Below are 19,080 nucleotides of genomic sequence, written 5' to 3' on the forward strand. Positions count from 1 at the left end.
CGGCTCACCGGCGACTACGAGGTGGACGAGTTCGGCTTCGACCGGGAGCTCACCGAGGAGGTCGTGCTCTCGCTGCTGCGCCCGCTGGCCGAGAAGTACTTCCGGATCGACGTCCAGGGGATCGAGCACATCCCGGCCGAGGGAGGCGCGCTGGTCGTCGCCAACCACTCCGGGACGCTCCCGCTGGACGCGCTGATGACCCAGGTGGTCGTCCACGACCACCACCCGCACCGCCGGCACCTGCGGATGCTGGCCGCCGACCTGGTCTTCGTGCTGCCGGGCGTCAACGAGCTGGCCCGCAAGTCCGGCCACACCCTGGCCTGCAACGAGGACGCCCAGGCGCTGCTGGCGCGGGGCGAGGTCGTCGGGGTCTGGCCGGAGGGCTTCAAGGGCATCGGCAAGCCGTTCTCCGAGCGCTACAAGCTCCAGCGCTTCGGCCGCGGCGGCTTCGTCGCCTCGGCGCTGCGGGCGAAGGTGCCGATCGTGCCGTGCTCGATCGTCGGGGCGGAGGAGACCTACCCGATGATCGGCAACGTGAAGACGCTGGCCCGGCTGCTGGGCCTGCCGTACGTGCCGGTCACGCCGACCTTCCCCTGGCTGGGGCCGCTCGGGATGCTGCCGCTGCCGACCAAGTGGACGATCCGCTTCGGCGAGCCGATCGCCACCGACGGCTACCCGGCGGAGGCGGCGGACGACCCGATGCTGGTCTTCGACCTCGCCGACGAGGTGCGCGAGACCATCCAGCACACGCTCTACCAGCTGCTGGTGCAGCGGCGGTCGGTGTTCTTCTGAGGGTTCTTCCGAGGGCTCTCCTGAGGCCGGTCGGCCGACCCCGAGAACCACGAGGGCCCCGGTGGAGTGGTGAACTCCACCGGGGCCCGACCGTTCCGCTCAGCTGCCGCCGAGGATCCGCAGCCCGGGCAGCAGGCCCGGGATCAGCGGGGGCACGTCCACGCCCTGCGGGGTCTCGGCCGCCGGGCTCGGCACGCCGGACGGCGGCTGCGGTGCCTGCGGCGGGGCCGCGTCGGCGCTCGGCGAGGGCTTGGCCGCGCCGGTGAGCCCGTTGGTGAGGTCGCCGACCAGCCCGTTGACCGCGTCCGGGGCGCCGCTGGGCAGGGTGCCCGTCAGGCTGTTGCCCTTGCCCCCGCCGCCGACGATGCCGCCGCTGCCGGGGTTGGCCGAGGAGTGCCCGGTGCCGTCGGGGCGGCCGCCGTTCGCCCCGGTGCCGCCCTGGGACTGCTCGGAGCCGGGTGCGGTGCCGGAGCCACCGGCCGGGGTGCCGGCGGGGGAGCCGGCGGGGGAGCCGGTCGAGGAGACCGCGCCGTCGCCCGCTCCGGTGCCGGTCGGGCCGCCGCTCTTGGCGGACGGCTGGACCAGGCGCAGGGGCGCGACGTCCTCGCTTATGTCGTCGAAGAGCCGGCTCACCAGGTTGGCCTGCTCGGTCAGTTGGACCGGCAGCCGCCCCTGGAGCGAGCTCCAGCGGCCGTCCTCGTCGTGGGCGAAGCCGGCCAGCGCGCGCATCGGGTCGAGCGAGCCGTTGCTGCGGTAGACCGAGCGCAGCAGCTCGCGGCCCTTGAGGGCGTCGGCGTGCATGTCGTCCAGTGCGCGACGGACCCGCTCGACGGTGGCCGGGCTGAGCACTCCGACCGGACCGTCGTGGCCCACCAGGGCGTTGGCCTCGCCGAGCCGGGTGGCGGCGTTGTCGAGCAGCAGCTCGCCGCGCTCCGCGTCGGAGTCCGCGAGGTCGAGCCGCAGCCCTTCGAGGCCGCGCTTCATGCCGTACAGCGCGTCCCCGGGCAGGGCGTTGCCGCTGGCGGCGGCGGCCCCGGCCAGGCTGCCGACGGCGAGCCCGGCGACGAGCCCCCCGATCGCGAAGCGCCGGCTCCACCGGCCGCGCGGTGCCGTGCGGACCGCCCGGCGCCTGCGCTGGCGGGGCACCGCGGCGCCCGGCCCGCCGGCGAAGGCCTGCTCGAACGCGGCCATCAGCTGGGCGCGTTGGACCGTACGGGCCTCCCGCTCCAGCGTCGGCCTGGGCAGCGCTCCCAGTGCGTCGGCCAGGCCGACCAGTTCGGCCATCGCGGCCGAACCGGCTTCGGTGGCAGCGGTGTTGGCCGAATCGGCGTTGGCCGCGCGGAGTTGCTCCGCCTGGTGGGCCTCCAGCGCCTCGGCGAAGGCCTTCGCCCGTCGGTGCTCCAGCACGTTTGCCGTCACGGGCCACACCTCCCTTCGTCGTTGTCGACACCCCGACCTGCCGGACGGTTGCCCCGGCGGGCCAAAGCCACTCCATCGGGTGATAGGTCGCAAATCGGCTTGACCGTACGCCTGGTGGAGACTTGCACGCTGGCCAACGAGTGGTGCGGGCGGTCGGTTACGCACGGCCGATCATCGGATCGACCGTTCACCCGGACGTGTCGATCGGGTACCCGCGGTGACGGCCGGCCCGGGGCTCCCGCCCCGTCGGTCACCGCCGCCTACCGCGCGTCGGGCGGGAGGAGCCTGGCCAGGGTGCGGACGGCACGGTACTGGAGGGTCTTGATCGCGCCCTCGTTCTTGCCCATGATCCGGGCGGTCTCGGCCACCGAGAGCCCCTGGAGGAAACGCAGCGTCACGCACTCCTGCTGCTGCGGGTTGAGCCGGCGCACCGCGTCCAGCAGGGCGGCGTTGGAGAGCGACTCCAGCACCGACTCCTCCGGGCTGCGCTCGCACTCGTTGGAGTCGAGCATCTCGCCGGTGGTGACCTCCAGCCGGAACCGGCTGGACTTGAAGTGGTCGGCGACCAGGTTGCGGGCGATGGTGACCAGCCAGGCGCCGAAGTCCCGGCCCTGCCAGGTGAAGGTGCCGATCCTGCGCAGCGCACGCAGAAACGTCTCACTGGTGAGGTCCTCGGCGGTGGCCCGGCTGCCGACCCGGTAGTAGATGTAGCGGTAGACGGTGTCCGCGTAGTGGTCGTAGAGCCGGCCGAAGGCCTCGCTCTCACCGGCCTGGGCCCGCTCGACCAGCTCCATGATCGGGTTGTGCTCGGTCTCGTAGCCGGGGCTGGGAGCGGTGCGGGTGCGGCTGCGGCCGATGCCGGTGCGGCTGCGCGAGCCGGTTCCGGCCGAGCCGGCGGCGGTGGTGCGCAGTGCCAGGCCCGGGCCGTTCTGGTGGCCGAACGACGCTCCGGCGGGCGCGAGTTGGGGAGAGGTGACGAGCTGGCTGCGGAGCAGGCTGCGCAGCAGGTCCAGGCCGGTGGAGATCTGCCGCTCGACGGTCGGCCGGCCGCGGAGGCCGGTGCGGGGGCGCAGGGGCGCGGACGACGGGCGGGAGGGTGCAGGCGCGTCGTTCCGGACGGGTGGGTACACGGGACTCCCAGAGGCAGAACTGTGGACGGATCACCTCCGCCTGCGCGGAGAGCACGCCTCGCGGCGCCCGTTCGGGCGGACACCTGGGTGACGTGCATCCAGGAGAGAATAACGCTTTGTGCAATGACAGCTACACCGTGTGGTCGAAGTGGTCGTTTGGGATCCATTTGTTGCGCATGTTCGGCTGGCAATGACCGAAGGTGTCGGCGTTCATCCGGCTCAACGTGACCGTTCGGGCGCTCAGGGTGACCAATTCGGGGGTCTCGCGGGCGGTTTCCCGGCTTTGAGGCCCGGCAACCCCTGAGTTTCCCGGCCTGACGAACGATCAGAACCGGTCACTGCGTGACAAGTTCGCGCATCGGGCATCGACCGCCCGGGGGAACAAGGGAGTTCGCCCGTACGAGGGGGCAGGTCAGGGCCCTGGTTGACGTCCGATCACCCGCTCGTGGGAGTGGCGGAAACGGCCCCGGCGGCACCCGTCCGGAGCGCCGGCCGGACGCGCCGGTTCAGCCGCAGCGGTGACGGCGCCGCAGGGCCACCCCGGCCGCCGCCGCGCCCGCCACCACCCCGAGCGCGGCCGCCGCCGGCAGCCCCACCCGGGCCGCCTTGCGCCCGGTCCGGAAGTCCCGGACCCGCCAGCCCTGCGCCCGGGCGTGCCGCCGCAGCGCGCCGTCCGGGTTCACCACGTACGGGTGGCCGACCAGCGAGAGCATCGGGATGTCGTTGGCCGAGTCGCTGTACGCGGCGCAGCGGTCGAGGTCCAGCCGTTCGCGCCGGGCCAGCGCGCGCACCGCGGCCGCCTTGGCCGGGCCGTGCAGCAGCTCGCCCACCAGCCGGCCGGTGTACCGGCCGTCCCGGGCCTCGGCGACGGTGCCGAGCGCGCCGGTCATCCCGAGCCGCCGGGCGATGATCCGGGCGACCTCCAGCGGGGCGGCGGTGACCAGCCAGACCCGCTGGCCGGCGTCCAGGTGCATCTGGACCAGGGCGCGGGTGCCGGGCCAGATCTTGTCGGCGACGACCTGCTCGAAGACCTCCTCGCAGATCGCCTCCAGGTCGGCGACGGGCTTTCCGGCGACGATGCCGAGGGCGGTGTGCTGGGCGTCCGAGATGTGGTCCGGGTCCTCGGCGCCGTGCAGCCGGAACCAGGCCTGCTGCCAGGCGAAGCGGGCGATGTCGCGGCGGGTGAGGAAGCCGTGGCGGTAGAGGCCGACGCCGAGGTAGAAGATCGCGGCGCCGCGCAGGATGGTGTTGTCGCAGTCGAAGAAGGCGGCGGCGCGGGGGTCGTCCGGGTCGGGGGTGTGGTTCCCGGCCGGGGCCTTGGCGGCCTTCCCGGGCTTGGCCGGGGTGTCCGCGACCTGGCCGTCCGCCGGGGTGCCGGGCCGCGGCTCGGCGCGCAGTGCGGCCTCGGCCGCCGCGGCCGCGGCCTCGCCCGCCAGGGCGCTCCCCTCGGTGGTGGAGCGTCTTGCCTGAAGGAGCCTTCGGAGCACGGCCATGTCATCGAGCATAGCCAGCCGGGTACGGAGTGGCCGTGACGGTGCCGTGCCCGCGCGGTGAACGGTTCTCCGCGCCAGGGCGCCACAATGAGCTGGTGAGCCCACTGCTGCGACGTAAGAGCCCCAAGCCCGCGGACCGTACCGTGACCCTGCTCGGCAAGCCCGGCTGCCACCTGTGCGACGAGGCCCGGGAGGTGATCGTCCGGGTGACGGGCGAGCTGGGCGCGGCCTTCGAGGAGAAGGACATCACCCGGGACGAGGAGCTGTACCGCCGCTACGGGGAGCAGATTCCGGTCACCCTGATCGACGGCCGCCAGCACGACTTCTGGCGGGTCGACGAGCGTCGCCTGCGCGCCGCGCTCGGGGCCTGAGAGGCACGCGGGGGCAGCGCCCGGGCGGGGCCTGACCGCCCGTTCGTCCGTACACCACCGCCCCCGCCACTCGGCGGGGGCGGTTCGCCGAATCGTTGCCGACGACACTCCGTTCCGGCTTGGGGTGGGGCGGCACGGTCGGCTTACGATCGAACGCGTTTGCGCCCATGGGGGGCTGAGCACACGAGGAGTGTCGCCATGCTTCCCGGCCCGACCCCTGGGACGTCCGTACCCCTGGACGGCCCTCGGGGCTTCGCCGTGGTGGACGTGGAGGCGACCGGCCGCAGCCCGTGGCGGCACCGGGTGGTCGAGGTCGCGGTGGTGCTGCTGGACGCCCGGCTGCGCCCCGAGGGGGAGTTCGCCACCCTGCTGGACCCGCTGGGCCCGGTCGGCCCGACCCATGTGCACCGGATACACCAGGCCGACGTCGAGGGCGCCCCGCGCTTCCGGGAGATCGCCCCGCGGCTGCTGGAGCTGCTGGCCGGCCGGGTGCTGGTCGGTCATCACGTCAGCTGCGACCACGCCTTCCTGGGTCGCGAGTTCGCCCGGATCGGGGTGCCGCTGCCGCCCGTCCCGCTGCTGTGCACGATGCGGCTGGCCCGCGCCCACCTGCCGGAGGCCGGCAGCCACGGCCTGGCGGCCTGCGTGGAGGCGGCCGGCCTGGGCTGGTACCCGGCGCACACCGCGCTGGGCGACGCCCGGGTGACGGCCGAGCTGCTGCGGCACTGCGTGGGTGCCCCGTCCTGCCCGCCGGACGACTGGGCCGCTCCGCTGCGCGAGGCCGCGCGGGTGCCCTGGCCGAGGCTGGGCCGGGCCCGCTCCCGCCCGTCCGGTGCCGCCGTCCCGCTGCGGCGCCGGGAGGCGTCGTACGGGCCCTGGCTGCCCGGTTCCCAGGCCCCGGAGGTCGTTCTGACACCGCCCGGTGCTATGGGGTCAATGGCGTGATGCGCATCACTGTGCGGGGACAAAACGGACACCATCTTTGTGCACACGTTCACAAACGCTTAGCCTGGCTGCCTAAGCCCAGCTTCACCCACAGGAGCACCGTGGCAATCGGCCGATCACCACAGAGCAGTTCGCAGACGCCCGACCAGGGCGCCGCGCGCCGACCCTCGCGTGCCCGGGGCATCCCGGAGGCGACCGTCGCCCGGCTGCCCCTCTACCTGCGGGCGCTCACCGCGCTCTCCGAGCGCTCGGTGCCGACCGTCTCCTCCGAGGAGCTGGCCGCCGCGGCCGGCGTGAACTCCGCCAAGCTGCGCAAGGACTTCTCCTACCTCGGCTCCTACGGCACCCGCGGCGTCGGCTACGACGTCGAGTACCTCGTCTACCAGATCTCCCGCGAGCTCGGCCTGACCCAGGACTGGCCGGTCGTCATCGTCGGCATCGGGAACCTCGGCCACGCGCTCGCCAACTACGGCGGCTTCGCCTCCCGCGGTTTCCGGGTCGCCGCTCTGTTGGACGCCGACCCCAACGTGGTCGGTTCCACCGCGGCCGGACTTCCGGTGCGCCACATGGACGAGCTGGAGACGATCGTCGAGAGCCAGCACGTCTCCATCGGCGTGATCACCACCCCGCCCGGCGCCGCCCAGCAGGTCTGCGACCGCCTGGTCGAGGCCGGCGTCACCAGCATCCTCAACTTCGCCCCGACCGTGCTGACCGTCCCGGACGGCGTGGACGTGCGCAAGGTGGACCTCTCCATCGAGCTCCAGATCCTGGCCTTCCACGAGCAGCGCAAGGCCGGCGAGGAGCCGGACCACACCGAGTCGGTGCTGGACCGCGCTCCCGGCCCGGTCCGGGCGGCGGCCGCCAAGCTGCGCCGCGCGGCGGGCGGCAACGGCAAGGGCCGCGGCACCGCCGAGGCGGCGGGCAAGGACCAGACCGAGCAGGCCAAGGGAAAGGCCGCCAAGGGCGGCGAGGGCGAGCTGTCCGCGGTGATGCCCGCATGAACACGAAGAGCTGTGGGGGACGGGCATGAGCCTTCTCGTCGTCGGACTGAGCCACCGGACGGCTCCGGTCGGCGTGCTGGAGCGCGCCGCGCTGACCGGTGAGGTCCCGACCCGACTGCTGCACGACGCGGCCGCGTCCTCGACCGTCGCCGAGGCGGCGCTGGTCAACACCTGCAACCGGATCGAGCTGTATGCGGACGTGGACAAGTTCCACGCCGGTGTCGCCGAGCTGTCGCTGCTGCTGGCCCACCACAGCGGGGTGGACCTGGAGGAGCTGACCTCCCACCTGTACGTCCACTACGAGGACCGCGCCGTCCACCACCTCTTCTCGGTGGCCTGCGGCCTGGACTCGATGGTGGTCGGCGAGGGCCAGATCCTCGGCCAGCTGCGCGACGCGCTGGCCACGGCCCAGGACGAGCACACCGCCGGGCGCGACCTGAACGAGCTGTTCCAGCAGGCGCTGCGGGTCGGCAAGCGGGCGCACAGCGAGACCGGCATCGACAAGGCCGGCCAGTCGCTGGTCACCTTCGGCCTGGAGCAGGTCGCGGCGGGCGCGGGCGAGATCGCCGGCAAGCGCGCGCTGGTGGTCGGCGCCGGCTCGATGAGCTCGCTGGCCGCCGCCACCCTGGTCCGCTCCGGCGTCACCGACCTGCTGATCGCCAACCGGACGCCGGCCCGCGCCGAGCGCCTGGTCGAGATCCTCGGCCCGGACGTGGCCCGCACCCTGGACCTCGCCAAGGTGCCGGAGGCGCTGGCCGACGTCGACCTGGTGATCTCCTGCACCGGCGCGGCCGGCGTGGTGATCAAGGCCGAGGACGTGGCCGCCGCGGTCGCCTCCCGTTCGTCCGAGCAGCCGCTCGCACTGCTCGACCTCGCCATGCCGCGGGACGTCGCCCAGGAGGTGCACCGGATCGACGGCGCCCTGCTGGTCGACCTGGAGAGCCTCTCCCACGCGCACGCCGCCACCCCCGGCGCCGGCGACGTCGACCAGGTCACCCGGATCGTCGCCGACGAGGTGACGGCCTTCGGTGCCGCCCAGCGGGCCGCCCGGATCGCCCCGACCGTGGTCGCGCTGCGGGCGATGGCCTCCGAGGTGGTCACCGCCGAGCTGGGCCGGCTGGACTCCCGGCTGCCCGACCTGGACGAGCGCTCCCGCGCCGAGATCACCCAGACCGTCCGCCGCGTCGTCGACAAGCTGCTGCACGCCCCGACCGTCCGGGTGAAGCAGCTGGCCGCCGAGCCCGGCGGAGCGTCCTACGCGGACGCCCTGCGCGAGCTGTTCGACCTCGACCCGGCGGCCGTGCACGCCGTGTCGGGCACGCCCGTCGGCGGCCGGCCCCAGCCCGCGGGCGGGGGCGCCAGATGAACCGTCAGCCATCCCACGAGTACCACCGGGACGATCACCTCATGAATGGTCAACCGCTCACCGAGCAGCCCCTGGGAACCCCCGCCCTGCGGCTCGGCACCCGGCGCAGCGCGCTCGCCATGGCCCAGTCGGGCATGATCGCCCGCGAGGTGACCAGGCTCACCGGGCGCCCCGTCGAGCTGGTCGAGATCACCACCTATGGCGACACCTCCCGGGAGTCGCTCGCGCAGATCGGCGGCACCGGCGTCTTCGTCTCCGCGCTGCGGGACGCGCTGCTGGAGGGCCGGATCGACTTCGCCGTCCACTCGCTCAAGGACCTGCCCACCGCCGCCCCCGAGGGCCTGGTGCTGGCTGCCGTCCCCGAGCGCGAGGACGTCCGGGACGCCCTGGTCGCGGCCGAGGGCCTGGCCCTGGAGGAGCTGGTGGAGAAGCTGGCCGGGGCGGGCCGCGCGGCCCGGATCGGCACCGGCTCGCCGCGCCGGATGGCGCAGCTGAACGCCTGGGCCCGCGCCCGCGGCGCCCAGCTGGAGACCGTCGCGATCCGCGGCAACGTGGACACCCGGATCGGCTTCGTGGCCAGTGGTGAGCTGGACGCGGTGGTGCTGGCCACGGCCGGCCTCAACCGGCTCGGCCGCAGCGCCGAGATCTCCCAGCACCTCGGCACCGAGCTGATGATCCCGGCCCCGGGCCAGGGCGCGCTCGCCGTCGAGTGCACCGCCGAGAACGCTGAGCTGACCGCCGCGCTCGCCGCGCTGGACCACGCCCCCACCCGGGTCGCCGTGGCCGCCGAGCGCGCCCTGCTGGCCACCCTGGAGGCCGGCTGCTCGGCTCCGGTGGCCGCACTGGCCACCTGGGGCCGGGAGAACGAACTGCGGCTGGAAGGTGTGGTCGGCGACCCCGACGGCACCGCCCTGCTGAAGATGTCCGCCAACGGTCCGATCGTCCTCGACGAGACCGCCGAGCAGCACGCGCGGGCCCTCGGCCGTGCGCTGGCCGCGCGGCTGCTCGACGCGGGCGCGGCCACCCTGATGGGGGAGCGAGCCCGATGAGCCCCACCGCCGCCACCGACGCCCTGTTCCCGGCCGGCCAGCCCACCGGACGGTGCACCTTCCTGGGCGCGGGCCCCGGGGACCCGGGCCTGCTGACCCTGCGCGCCGTCGAGGTGCTGTCCTCGGCCGACATCCTGGTCGCCGACCCGCTGACCGCGGCGGCCGTGCGCAGCCACTGTCCGGCCGGTGTGCAGGTGCACACCCCCGCCGCCGAGGGCACCGACTTCGACCTGGCCAAGCTGGTCGCCGAGGCCGTCCGGTCCGGCAAGCACGTGGTCCGCACCGTCGACGGCGACCCGGGCCTGGACGGCTGCGCCGCCGAGGAGATGCTCAGCTGCGCGGGCGACGGGATCCCCTTCGAGGTGATCCCGGGCGTCGCCCAGTCGGTCGGCGTCCCGGCGTACGCGGGTGTCCCGCTGCGCGGTACGGCCGGCACCGACGTCCGTTTCGTGGACGGCCCCCAGCTGCTGTCCGGCGCCCCGGTCGACCTGGGCGCGCCGGAGACCACCCTGGTGGTCCGCACCACCCTGGGCCAGCTGCCGGCCACCGCGAGCGCCCTGGTCTCCAACGGCCGCAAGCCGGACTCGGCGCTGAGCGCCACCCTCTCCGGCACCACGACCCGCCAGCGCACCTTCACCTCCACGCTGTCCGCCATCGCGGCCGACCTGAAGGCCGCCCGGGTGCTGCCCTCGCCGGTCTCCGCCCCGGTGGACCCGGCCACCTCGGTGATAGCCGTGGTGGGCGAGCAGGTCGCCCACCGCTCCTCGCACTCGTGGTTCGAGACCAAGCCGCTGTTCGGCTGGAACGTCCTCGTACCGCGCACCAAGGAGCAGGCCCACGGCCTGTCCGAGCAGCTGCGTTCGTACGGCGCGGTGCCGCAGGAGGTGCCGACCATCGCGGTCGAGCCGCCGCGCACCCCGCAGCAGATGGAGCGGGCCATCAAGGGCCTGGTCACCGGCCGGTACGAGTGGATCGCCTTCACCTCGGTGAACGCCGTCCGCGCCGTCCGGGAGAAGTTCGAGGAGTACGGCCTGGACGCCCGGGCGTTCGCCGGGATCAAGGTCGCGGCGGTCGGCGAGACCACCGCGCAGGCCCTGGTGGACTTCGGCGTGAAGCCGGACCTGGTGCCCTCGGGCGAGCAGTCCGCGGCCGGCCTGCTGGAGGACTGGCCGCCGTACGACCCGGTCTTCGACCCGATCGACCGGGTGCTGCTGCCGCGCGCCGACATCGCCACCGAGACCCTGGTGGCCGGCCTGGTCGAGCTCGGCTGGGAGGTCGACGACGTGACGGCGTACCGGACGGTGCGCGCCTCGCCGCCGCCGGCCGAGACCCGTGAGGCGATCAAGGGCGGCGGCTTCGACGCGGTGCTGTTCACCTCGTCCTCGACCGTCCGGAACCTGGTCGGCATCGCGGGCAAGCCGCACAACGTCACGGTCATCGCCTGCATCGGCCCGGCCACCGCCAAGACCGCCGAGGAGCACGGCCTGCGGGTCGACGTGATGGCCCCGGCCCCGTCGGCGGCCGCGCTGGCCCAGGCGCTGGCAGACTTCGGGGCCAAGCGCCGCGACACCGCGACGGCCGCGGGCGAGCCGGTCTACCGGCCCAGCGAGCGCCGCCCCGGCTCGCGCCGCAAGGCCCGCTGAGGATCCAACTAGGGTGTCGGGGGCGGCAGTTCGTCGCCCCCGGCCGTGCACAACCGTTCGGAGAGAGAAGCCGTGTCCGCTGAATTCCCGTACGTTCGCCCCCGCCGGCTCCGCCAGAGCCCGGCGATGCGACGCCTGGTCGCCGAGACCAGGCTGCACCCGGCGGAGCTGGTCCTGCCGCTGTTCGTCCGCGAGGGCGTCAGCGAGCCGGTGCCGGTCACCTCGATGCCGGGTGTGGTCCAGCACACCCGCGACACCCTGCGCAAGGCCGCGGTGGAGGCGGCCGAGGCGGGCCTGGGCGGCGTCATGCTGTTCGGCGTCCCCGAGGTGCAGGACGCGACCGGCAGCGAGGGCACCAACCCGGACGGCATCCTGCAGCAGGCGATCCGGGACGTGGCCTCCGAGGTCGGCGACTCCCTGGTGATCATGTCCGACCTCTGCCTGGACGAGTACACCGACCACGGCCACTGCGGCGTGCTCGCCGCCGACGGCAGCGTGGACAACGACGCCACCCTGGAGCGCTACGCCGAGATGGCCCGGGTGCAGGCCGACGCCGGCGTCCACCTGGTCGGCCCGTCCGGCATGATGGACGGCCAGATCGCCGTGATCCGCCGGGCGCTGGACGAGGCCGGGCACCAGGACGTGGGCATCCTCGCCTACACCGCCAAGTACGCCTCGGCCTTCTACGGCCCGTTCCGCGAGGCCGTCGGCTCCTCGCTCAAGGGCGACCGCAAGACCTACCAGCAGGACCCGGCCAACGCCCGCGAGGCGCTGCGCGAGCTGGAGCAGGACCTCGCGGAGGGCGCGGACATGGTGATGGTCAAGCCGGCCATGGCCTACCTGGACATCCTGCGCCAGATCGCCGACGCCTCCCCGGTGCCGGTCTCCGCGTACCAGGTGTCCGGCGAGTACGCGATGGTCGAGGCGGCCGCCGCGAACGGCTGGATCGACCGGGAGCGGATGATCATGGAGACGCTCACCTCGATCCGCCGGGCCGGCGCCGAGCAGATCCTCACCTACTGGGCCGTCGAGGCCGCCCGGATGCTCAAGTAGCAGCCGCAGCACGGCGGAAGGCCGGTCCGCTCCCGACGGAGCGGACCGGCCTTCCGGGCTCCTACTGCCAGCCGTTGATGTGCGCGAAGCCCGCACCGCCGCCGACCAGGTCGTCGGAGGTGGCGGCGCCACCTCCGAAGCCCCCGGCGACGACGTTGGACGTGTGGCCGACGCCGAAGGCCGCACCGGCCACGAACGGGTGGTCGGCCGAGGCCGCGAACTCGCCGCCGCCCGCCAGGCCGACGTGCGCGAAGGCCGGGGTGGCGGCACCCGCGAGCGCCAGCGCGGCGGTGGCGGTCAGGGCGGCCTTGGCCAGCTTGCTCTTCATGGATCTGCCCTCTCTCTCGGAGCGCCCCCGCGGGCGCTCGTGACGCGCGATCACTTCCGGCCGCCGGGCCCGGCGCCCCACGCGCCCGGTCCGACGGTCCGTCACCCGGCCGGTCCGCCGCGGTTCGACGGCCGTCCGGACATCAAGCCCGGAGGGCCCGGGGAGACCTTCCTCCCCGGGCCCTCCGTTCGTGCCATGCCCCTTGATCAGCCGATCAGGTGCGAGACACCACCGTCGCCCGAGGACTGGGTGTTCTGGCCCTGGTTGCAGATCTGCTTCGGCTGGGTGTTCAGGACCGGCACCTCGACCGGAACCGCGACGCCGATGACGGCGACGGCGATGTTGTGGATCTCCGGCAGGCAGATGTTCGGGTTGTCCAGAACGTGGCTGTTCGGGCTGCCGTTGCCGGTGGTGCCGGTGTGGTTGGTGCCGCCGTTGCCCTGGACGGAGGTGGAGGCGCCGTCCGAGTCGGCGATGGCGGAGGCCGAGCCCGCGGACATCGCGAGGGCGGCGGCGGCCAGGCCGGCGGCGGTGAGGGTCTTCTTGATCATTTCCGGTTTTCCTCTCGAGGGGTGAATCGGGGAGCGATTCGAAGGTGGAGCGGGGGGTGGTGCAGGGGTAGCAGCGCGGGGAGCGGTCAGCCGATCAGGTGGGACACGCCGCCGTCGCCCGAGGACTGGGTGCCCTGACCGATGGTGCAGAACTGCTTCCCGCCGGTGTTGGCGATCGGGACCTCGACCGGGACGGCCACGCCGAGCACACCGACGGCGATGTTGTGGATCTCCGGCAGGCAGATGTTCGGGTTGTCCAGGAAGTGGAAGTTCGGGCTGTTGTTCCCGACCGTCCCGGTGAAGTTGGTGCCGCCGTTGCCCTCGATCGAGGCCCCGGCGCCGTCCGCGTCACCGATGGCCGAGGCGGGCGCGGCGGCACCGGCCAGCGCGGCGACGGCCAGGCCGGCGGCGGCGAAGGACTTCTGGATCATGACGAGATCCCTCTCTGAAATGCTTTCGGTTTCCGTGCGTCGCAACACGTAGAACGCTCAGACCCGGTCTGCAGTCACTGACGTCCAGATCAAAGAATGACGGCACGGAAGGTTACGGGCATTTTTTAAAAGAGTCGGGGAGGCGCGTCGAGGGTTGGTTCCCGGTCGGATTATTAACCCGAACCGGTTAACGGCCGCAATCCAGGATCACGGTCGCTCGTTGCGCAGATTGCTTTCCGGCTGCACCTCCCCGCAGCCCTTCCCCCGAAGATCTCCAGTACGTCCCGTACGTGCCAGTACGGACAGGCAGAACGGTGAAAAGCATGAAGTTCTCCAAGCGGGCCGGCGCGATGCTGCTGGCGGTCGGCGCGGGCGTGCTCGCCTCCCAGGGAGCGGCCTCCGCCGCCCCGATCGGCCTCGACCAGGTCGGACCCCTGGAGGACGCGCTGTCCACCCGGCAGGTCCCGGCGGACGTACCGCTCGCCCCGCTGGGCGGTCACCTGTCGGCCGGCATCCCGGCCTCGCTGCTCATGCCGCCGGTACCGGGCCGGACCACCGGCGGCGAGCTGGTCCCGGATCACCTCGTCCCCCAGCTGACCACCGGCAAGGTCGGCCCGAGCGCCAAGGCCGAGCTGCCGCTCCCGCTGGTCGACCAGGGCGCCGACCTCGGCCAGGTGCTGCTGGACGCCCCGGCCGCGCCGCTGAACGCCAGGACCCCCGGCCTCGACGTGGGCAAGCCGCTGTCCCTGGTCCAGGACGGCACCGGCCAGCTCGCCGACGGCCGTCTGCGGGTGGACGAGATCGACCCGCGACTGGTCACCGGCGCCGTGCAGACCGTGCCGGGGGCCACCGCCAGCCTCGGCAACGAGGACGAGCGGATCTCCGTCACCGACGCGGTGAACGGCCTGGCCGACGCCGGCACCATGACCGCCACGGGCGTGCTGCGGCAGTCGAACCTGACGGACAACGCCACCGCGGCCACCACCTCGGCCACCACCGGCCTGGTCCAGGGGACCGGGCTGGCCGGCCTGACCCAACTCTGAGCCCACCGGCCCCCGAACATGTCGGAGCCCGGCACCCCGTCGTACGGAAGGGGTGCCGGGCTCCGGCGCGTCCGGGCACTCAGCCCGGCAGGACGCCGGTCAGCCCGCCGACCAGCGGGAGGTCCTTGACCCCGCCGCCCGCGCTCAGCGGGCCGGTCAGCGTGCCGGTGCCGACCGACGGCAGGCCCTGGTCCGGTTGGAGGGCCGCGCCGTTGTTGAGGAAGTCGGCGGAGGAGTTGGCCCACGGGTCCAGGCGCAGGCTCTTGATCGGCGCGACGCCGTAGCCGAGGCCGGTGGTCGTCCCGTTCAGCGCCTGGCCGACGTCCGTCTTGGTCAGCGTGGCCGGGAGCGCCGGGCCGGACGTGGTGGCGGCCTGCGCGGAACCGGTGCCGAGCAGCACCACGGCGCCCACGGCGGCGGCCAGGCCGGCTCCGTTCTTCTTCGAAACCATAGGGATCACCCTTCGATGGGTTGTTGTCCCGGACGGTCGGAAGTGGTCCGGGAACGCCGAACTGCCCCTCGGCCGGCTGGTCGAGGGGCAGTTCGGCCGGAACGCGTGCCGATCGGGGATCAGCAGTTGTCCGCAGGCGGCGGGGGCACCTCGCTGTTGACGCAGGTGTTGCCGAAGGCCGGGTTCAGCAGGCCGACGAGGTTGATGGAGTTGCCGCACAGGTTGATCGGGATGTCCAGCGGCACCTGGATCTGGTTGCCGGAGACGACGCCGGGGGAGCCGGCGGCCACGCCCTGGGCGCTCGAGTTGGCGGCGGCGGAGCCCGCCGCGCCCAGCACCAGGCCGGCAGCGGCGGCGGAGAGGACGGCGGCCTTCTTCACGTTCTGCATGGGGGTTGATCTCCTCGATCACATACGGGTGGAGCGTGCCGCGCCCCGGCGCTGCGGGGCGCGGCACCGGTGAACCGGCTGGTGCCGGTTCAGCCGTTGTTGACGCAGGTGTTGCCGAACGCGGGGTTCAGGACACCGATCAGGATGTCGATGGTGTTGCCGCACACGTTGAGCGGCACGTGCACCGGCACCTGGATCTGGTTGCCGGAGACGACACCGGGGGAGCCGGCGGCCACGCCCTCGGCGCCGGCGCTGGCGAACGCGCCGCCGGCGGCACCGAGCACCAGGCCGGCAGCGGCGGCGGAGAGGACGGCGGCCTTCTTCACGTTCTGCATGGGGGTTGATCTCCTCGATCACATACGGGTGGAGCGTGCCGCGCCCCGGCGCTGCGGGGCGCGGCACCGGTGAACCGGCTGGTGCCGGTTCAGCCGTTGTTGACGCAGGTGTTGCCGAACGCCGGGTTCAGCAGGGCGATGATGTCGATGCTGTTGCCGCACAGGTTGATCGGCAGGTGGATCGGCACCTGGATCTGGTTGCCGGAGAGCACGCCGGGGGAGCCGGCGGCCACGCCCTCGGCGCCCGCGCTGGCGAACGCGCCACCGGCGGCACCGAGCACCAGGCCGGTGGCGGCCAGCGACAGGGCGGCGGCCTTCTTGAAGTTGCGCATGTCTTTCCTCCGATTTCTACCCGACGGATGGGAAATGCCGGGGGGAGCCGGGCGAGCAGGAATACTCGTCCGTTGGCTTGGGGGATTGCCGTGATTGTCACTCCGACGGCGCACACCGGCGTGTTCCACCCATGGCTCGGGCGTGGACGCGGCCGTCCAGTTTCTTCGTCGGCGCCCTGCGAACAATTCCCGCACGGCCGGAAACGGTTCAGGCGAGTGCCTGACCGGGAAATCCCGGTCAGGCACTCGGGAAATGCCTCCCGGGCGCCGGGTCGAGGGGGCCCGTCACGTCGATCGAGTTGCCGGTGGCCGCGGTGCCGACGTGGCCGTGGGCGGGCTTGCGCATGGGCGGTGCTCGATTCGTGTGTAGGGCCGGTGGACCGGGTTCCGTGAGGGAGAACGAGGCATCGCGCACGGGGAAACGGTCCGGTTCGGTGATCACTCGAATGCCGGTCAGGGGCCGCATTGCGCCGGATGGGTGACGCTGCGCGCACTGTCGCAACCGTGTTGGAGAGGTCTCGTTCTAGATGTCGCACTCCCCGTGCATATCTGTCGAACAGTCAGGAGGCTCGTATGAGCATCAAGAAGACCGCCGCCGTCGGCGCGGCCGTGGTGGGCATCGTGGCCGCCGGCACCGGCACCGCGATGGCCAGCGCCGGCGCGGAGGGTGTCGCCGCCGGCTCCCCCGGTGTCATCTCGGGCAACCAGGTCCAGATCCCGGTGCACCTGCCGGTCAACCTGTGCGGCAACACCATCGACATCGTCGGCCTGCTGAACCCCGCGTTCGGCAACAAGTGCGCCAACCTGGGCTGAGCCCGTACCCGGTTCGGCCGGTGAGAACCGCCGTTCCGCGCTTCCCTCCTGGGGCGCGGAGCGGCGGTTCTTCGTTTCCCCCGGGCATGCCGCCCCGTCAGTTCCTGTTGTCGTCACGAGTCTTGTTGCGTTACTTGTCAGTACCTAGAATGTGAGACCTGCTCATCTTTCCTGCTCCTCCCTTGCTCCGCGCCGCTCGACGCCCCCGGCCGGGCGGTACCCCCACCCCCTGCAAGGAGTCGCGTGTGATCAGGTTCCGCATGTCAGCGGCACGGCGAAGGGGGCCGGCCGGACGCCGCTCCCGGGCCGGCGCGCTGTTCGCCACCGGCGCGCTCGTCGCCACCCTCGGCCTGACTGGCGCCCCGGTCGCACTGGCCGACGACGCCCCGGCCCCGGCCCCCGGCGCCACCCGCCCGGCCGCGATCGTCGCCCTCGGCGACAGCGCCATCTCCGGCGAGGGCGCCGGCACCGACACCGGCGACGGCTACTTCCCGGAGACCGACAGCCCCACCAACTACTGCCACCGCCATCCCAAGTCGGAGATCTTCGTCACCGACATCCCCGGAGTCACCCCGATCGACCTCGCCTGCTCCGGCGCCCAGACCGGCGACCTGGTCAGCGACCCCGAACTGGCGAAGATCACCGGCCCGGGCAGCGGCGACTTCGGCGAGCCCAAGCAGGACGTCAAGCTGGCCGACACGGCGGCCAAGTACGACGTCAAGATGGTCGTCGTCACCATCGGCGCCAACGACGACTTCGACTTCAGCGGCATCATGATGCACTGCCTCGCGCAGTACTTCCCGATCCCCAAGGACCAGGGCTGCCGGGACACCATCGGCAGCGACGAGATCCGCCGGCGGGCCACGGGCGTCCAGCCCAAGGTGGTCGCGGCGCTGCAGAACATCCGGCAGACCATGCGCAAGGCCGGCTACGCCGACTCTTCGTACCAGCTGGTCTACCAGTCGTACTTCAACCCGATCACCCCGGACATCCGGCGCAACGACTACGTCGGCAAGGTCGCCGACGGCTGCCCGGCCTTCCCCGAGGACCTCGCCTGGGGCCACAACTGGGTGGTGCCGACCCTCAGCGACGCGCTCCGCTCCGCGGCCGAACAGGTGCCCGGCGTGCGGTACCTGGACCAGCGGCGGGTCGCCTTCGGGCACGAGGTCTGCGCGGAGTGGACGACCTCCCCGTACGAGTACACCAACGGGGACGTCATCAACCTCTCCGAGTGGGTGCGCAACGGCTGCGACTCGCAGATCGGCATCCCCGGGCTGTGCATGAACATGGTCCGCCAGTCGTACCACCTGCGGGTGGCGGGCTACCGCGGTGAGGGCGTCTGCCTCGGCCAGTTCTTCGCCCGCTCCGACCTCAGTCAGGCGTACTGCACGCTCAACCAGCAGAACACCACCTCGATCCAGCCGCTCACGCCCGGCAAACCCTTCGGGGACGTCCCCGAGGACGGCTCCTGGTACCAGCTGACCAACGCCGGCACCGGCAACGTGCTCGACCTCAGCGGCGGCGGCACCTACGGCGACTCCACCAACGGCCGGGCCGCGATCAGCTACCCGGCGGCCGGCGGGCTGAACCAGTCCTTCGTCCTGGAGGCCAAGGCCGGCGGCAGCTACGAGGTCGACTTCAGCGGCAACCGCGACATGTGCCTGGACGCCAACGCCGCCTCGACCGCCCCCGGCACCCGGATCCAGCAGTGGGGCTGCAACGGCGGCGGCAACCAGCACTGGGTGTTCAAGCCGGCCGGCAACGGCACCTACAAGATCGCCGACTCCCAGGACCAGAGCAAGGTGCTCTCCGTCGGCAGCGCCCTCGACGCCAAGGGCAACCCCTACGTCCAGCTCGCCGCCGACACCGGCGCCGCCAACCAGCTCTGGCAGCTGACCAAGCTCGGCATCGTCTACGTCCACAGCTGACCCGCGCCCGTCACGAGGCCGTCGCCACCCCCGACCGGGCGGGCGACGGCCTCACCCGCGCTCCCGGCCCCGGGGCCGGGAGCGCGGGGCGTGCCGTAGGCTCACGGGAAAATCGTTGCGCCGGAGCCGCGCGCACCTTGAGCGGGGCGGGGAGTACCCAGAGCAGATGAGCACGGCATCGAGCACCGAGTCGTCCAGTACCGAGCCCGCGGCGCCG

At 72.9% G+C, this 19,080-nt stretch carries 21 protein-coding genes; 11 read left to right on the top strand and 10 right to left on the bottom strand.

Going from position 1 to position 19,080, the window contains the following annotated elements:
- Positions 1-792: lysophospholipid acyltransferase family protein (locus J0670_RS08430; RefSeq protein WP_207810788.1), on the top strand; the 792-nt coding region annotated here is incomplete at its 5' end.
- A gap of 99 nt (positions 793-891) precedes the next feature.
- Here the strand turns inward: J0670_RS08430 and J0670_RS08435 are convergent.
- The 3 genes from J0670_RS08435 to J0670_RS08445 all read right to left on the bottom strand — a co-directional run bounded on the left by J0670_RS08435 (position 892) and on the right by J0670_RS08445 (position 4,834).
- Positions 892-2,211, bottom strand: coding sequence for a DUF5667 domain-containing protein (locus tag J0670_RS08435; protein ID WP_207810790.1), 1,320 nt, complete (start codon positions 2,209-2,211; stop codon positions 892-894).
- A gap of 260 nt (positions 2,212-2,471) precedes the next feature.
- A complete protein-coding gene (locus tag J0670_RS08440; RefSeq protein ID WP_243436717.1) occupies positions 2,472-3,284 on the bottom strand; it encodes an ECF subfamily RNA polymerase sigma factor, BldN family in 813 nt (270 codons plus the stop codon).
- A 563-nt stretch (positions 3,285-3,847) separates the two neighbouring features.
- On the bottom strand, positions 3,848-4,834 hold the full coding sequence (locus tag J0670_RS08445; RefSeq protein WP_207810792.1) for an HAD family phosphatase: 987 nt from the start codon (positions 4,832-4,834) through the stop codon (positions 3,848-3,850).
- A 95-nt stretch (positions 4,835-4,929) separates the two neighbouring features.
- Between J0670_RS08445 and J0670_RS08450 the strand changes: the two genes are divergently transcribed.
- The 7 genes from J0670_RS08450 to hemB all read left to right on the top strand — a co-directional run bounded on the left by J0670_RS08450 (position 4,930) and on the right by hemB (position 12,262).
- Positions 4,930-5,205 (top strand): glutaredoxin family protein, encoded by a 276-nt coding sequence (locus tag J0670_RS08450; RefSeq protein ID WP_207810793.1) that lies wholly within the window; start codon positions 4,930-4,932, stop codon positions 5,203-5,205.
- Positions 5,206-5,403: 198 nt separating this feature from the next.
- A complete protein-coding gene (locus J0670_RS08455) occupies positions 5,404-6,150 on the top strand; it encodes a 3'-5' exonuclease (RefSeq protein WP_207810795.1) in 747 nt (248 codons plus the stop codon).
- A gap of 107 nt (positions 6,151-6,257) precedes the next feature.
- Entirely contained in the window at positions 6,258-7,151 is an 894-nt protein-coding gene (locus tag J0670_RS08460) for a redox-sensing transcriptional repressor Rex (RefSeq protein WP_207810819.1), read from the top strand.
- Between the two features lie 25 nt (positions 7,152-7,176).
- Positions 7,177-8,517: a glutamyl-tRNA reductase gene (locus J0670_RS08465; protein WP_207810796.1), complete on the top strand. Its 1,341-nt coding sequence runs from the start codon at positions 7,177-7,179 to the stop codon at positions 8,515-8,517.
- Between the two features lie 41 nt (positions 8,518-8,558).
- Positions 8,559-9,566 carry a hydroxymethylbilane synthase gene (gene hemC, locus J0670_RS08470; RefSeq protein ID WP_207810798.1) on the top strand — a complete coding sequence of 336 codons (1,008 nt, stop codon included), beginning with the start codon at positions 8,559-8,561 and terminating at the stop codon, positions 9,564-9,566.
- A complete protein-coding gene (locus J0670_RS08475) occupies positions 9,563-11,209 on the top strand; it encodes a bifunctional uroporphyrinogen-III C-methyltransferase/uroporphyrinogen-III synthase (RefSeq protein ID WP_207810800.1) in 1,647 nt (548 codons plus the stop codon). Before hemC ends, J0670_RS08475 begins: the two co-directional genes overlap by 4 nt.
- 72 nt (positions 11,210-11,281) lie before the next feature.
- Positions 11,282-12,262: a porphobilinogen synthase gene (gene hemB, locus J0670_RS08480; RefSeq protein ID WP_207810802.1), complete on the top strand. Its 981-nt coding sequence runs from the start codon at positions 11,282-11,284 to the stop codon at positions 12,260-12,262.
- A 61-nt stretch (positions 12,263-12,323) separates the two neighbouring features.
- Here hemB and J0670_RS08485 read toward each other — a convergent pair whose 3' ends face one another.
- The 3 genes from J0670_RS08485 to J0670_RS08495 form a co-directional block, all read right to left on the bottom strand.
- Complete coding sequence (locus J0670_RS08485) at positions 12,324-12,590, bottom strand: hypothetical protein (protein WP_207810804.1); 267 nt, start codon at positions 12,588-12,590, stop codon at positions 12,324-12,326.
- A 206-nt stretch (positions 12,591-12,796) separates the two neighbouring features.
- Positions 12,797-13,141, bottom strand: a complete 345-nt coding sequence (locus tag J0670_RS08490; RefSeq protein ID WP_207810805.1) for a rodlet layer protein — start codon at positions 13,139-13,141, stop codon at positions 12,797-12,799.
- 86 nt (positions 13,142-13,227) lie between these two features.
- Entirely contained in the window at positions 13,228-13,572 is a 345-nt protein-coding gene (locus J0670_RS08495) for a rodlet layer protein (protein WP_207810806.1), read from the bottom strand.
- A gap of 323 nt (positions 13,573-13,895) precedes the next feature.
- Between J0670_RS08495 and J0670_RS08500 the strand changes: the two genes are divergently transcribed.
- Positions 13,896-14,615, top strand: coding sequence for a hypothetical protein (locus J0670_RS08500; protein WP_207810808.1), 720 nt, complete (start codon positions 13,896-13,898; stop codon positions 14,613-14,615).
- A 79-nt stretch (positions 14,616-14,694) separates the two neighbouring features.
- Here the strand turns inward: J0670_RS08500 and J0670_RS08505 are convergent, their stop codons facing one another.
- The 4 genes from J0670_RS08505 to J0670_RS08520 form a co-directional block, all read right to left on the bottom strand.
- Positions 14,695-15,066, bottom strand: coding sequence for a hypothetical protein (locus J0670_RS08505; RefSeq protein WP_207810810.1), 372 nt, complete (start codon positions 15,064-15,066; stop codon positions 14,695-14,697).
- A 119-nt stretch (positions 15,067-15,185) separates the two neighbouring features.
- Positions 15,186-15,455 carry a chaplin gene (locus J0670_RS08510; protein WP_207810812.1) on the bottom strand — a complete coding sequence of 90 codons (270 nt, stop codon included), beginning with the start codon at positions 15,453-15,455 and terminating at the stop codon, positions 15,186-15,188.
- An 89-nt stretch (positions 15,456-15,544) separates the two neighbouring features.
- Positions 15,545-15,790 (bottom strand): chaplin, encoded by a 246-nt coding sequence (locus tag J0670_RS08515; protein ID WP_207810813.1) that lies wholly within the window; start codon positions 15,788-15,790, stop codon positions 15,545-15,547.
- Positions 15,791-15,879: 89 nt separating this feature from the next.
- Positions 15,880-16,122 carry a chaplin gene (locus J0670_RS08520; protein ID WP_207810814.1) on the bottom strand — a complete coding sequence of 81 codons (243 nt, stop codon included), beginning with the start codon at positions 16,120-16,122 and terminating at the stop codon, positions 15,880-15,882.
- 573 nt (positions 16,123-16,695) lie between these two features.
- Between J0670_RS08520 and J0670_RS08525 the strand changes: the two genes are divergently transcribed.
- Together J0670_RS08525 and J0670_RS08530 are read left to right on the top strand one after the other, a co-directional pair.
- The gene (locus J0670_RS08525; RefSeq protein ID WP_207810816.1) at positions 16,696-16,935 is read left to right on the top strand and encodes a chaplin; all 240 of its coding nucleotides are present in this window, start codon (positions 16,696-16,698) and stop codon (positions 16,933-16,935) included.
- Positions 16,936-17,195: 260 nt separating this feature from the next.
- Positions 17,196-18,863, top strand: coding sequence for an RICIN domain-containing protein (locus J0670_RS08530; protein ID WP_207810818.1), 1,668 nt, complete (start codon positions 17,196-17,198; stop codon positions 18,861-18,863).
- The last annotated feature ends 217 nt before the right edge of the window (positions 18,864-19,080 follow it).

Origin of the sequence: Streptomyces sp. FH025, from assembly GCF_017427025.1 — a bacterium.
In the GTDB taxonomy this organism is placed as follows: Bacteria; Actinomycetota; Actinomycetes; order Streptomycetales; family Streptomycetaceae; genus Kitasatospora.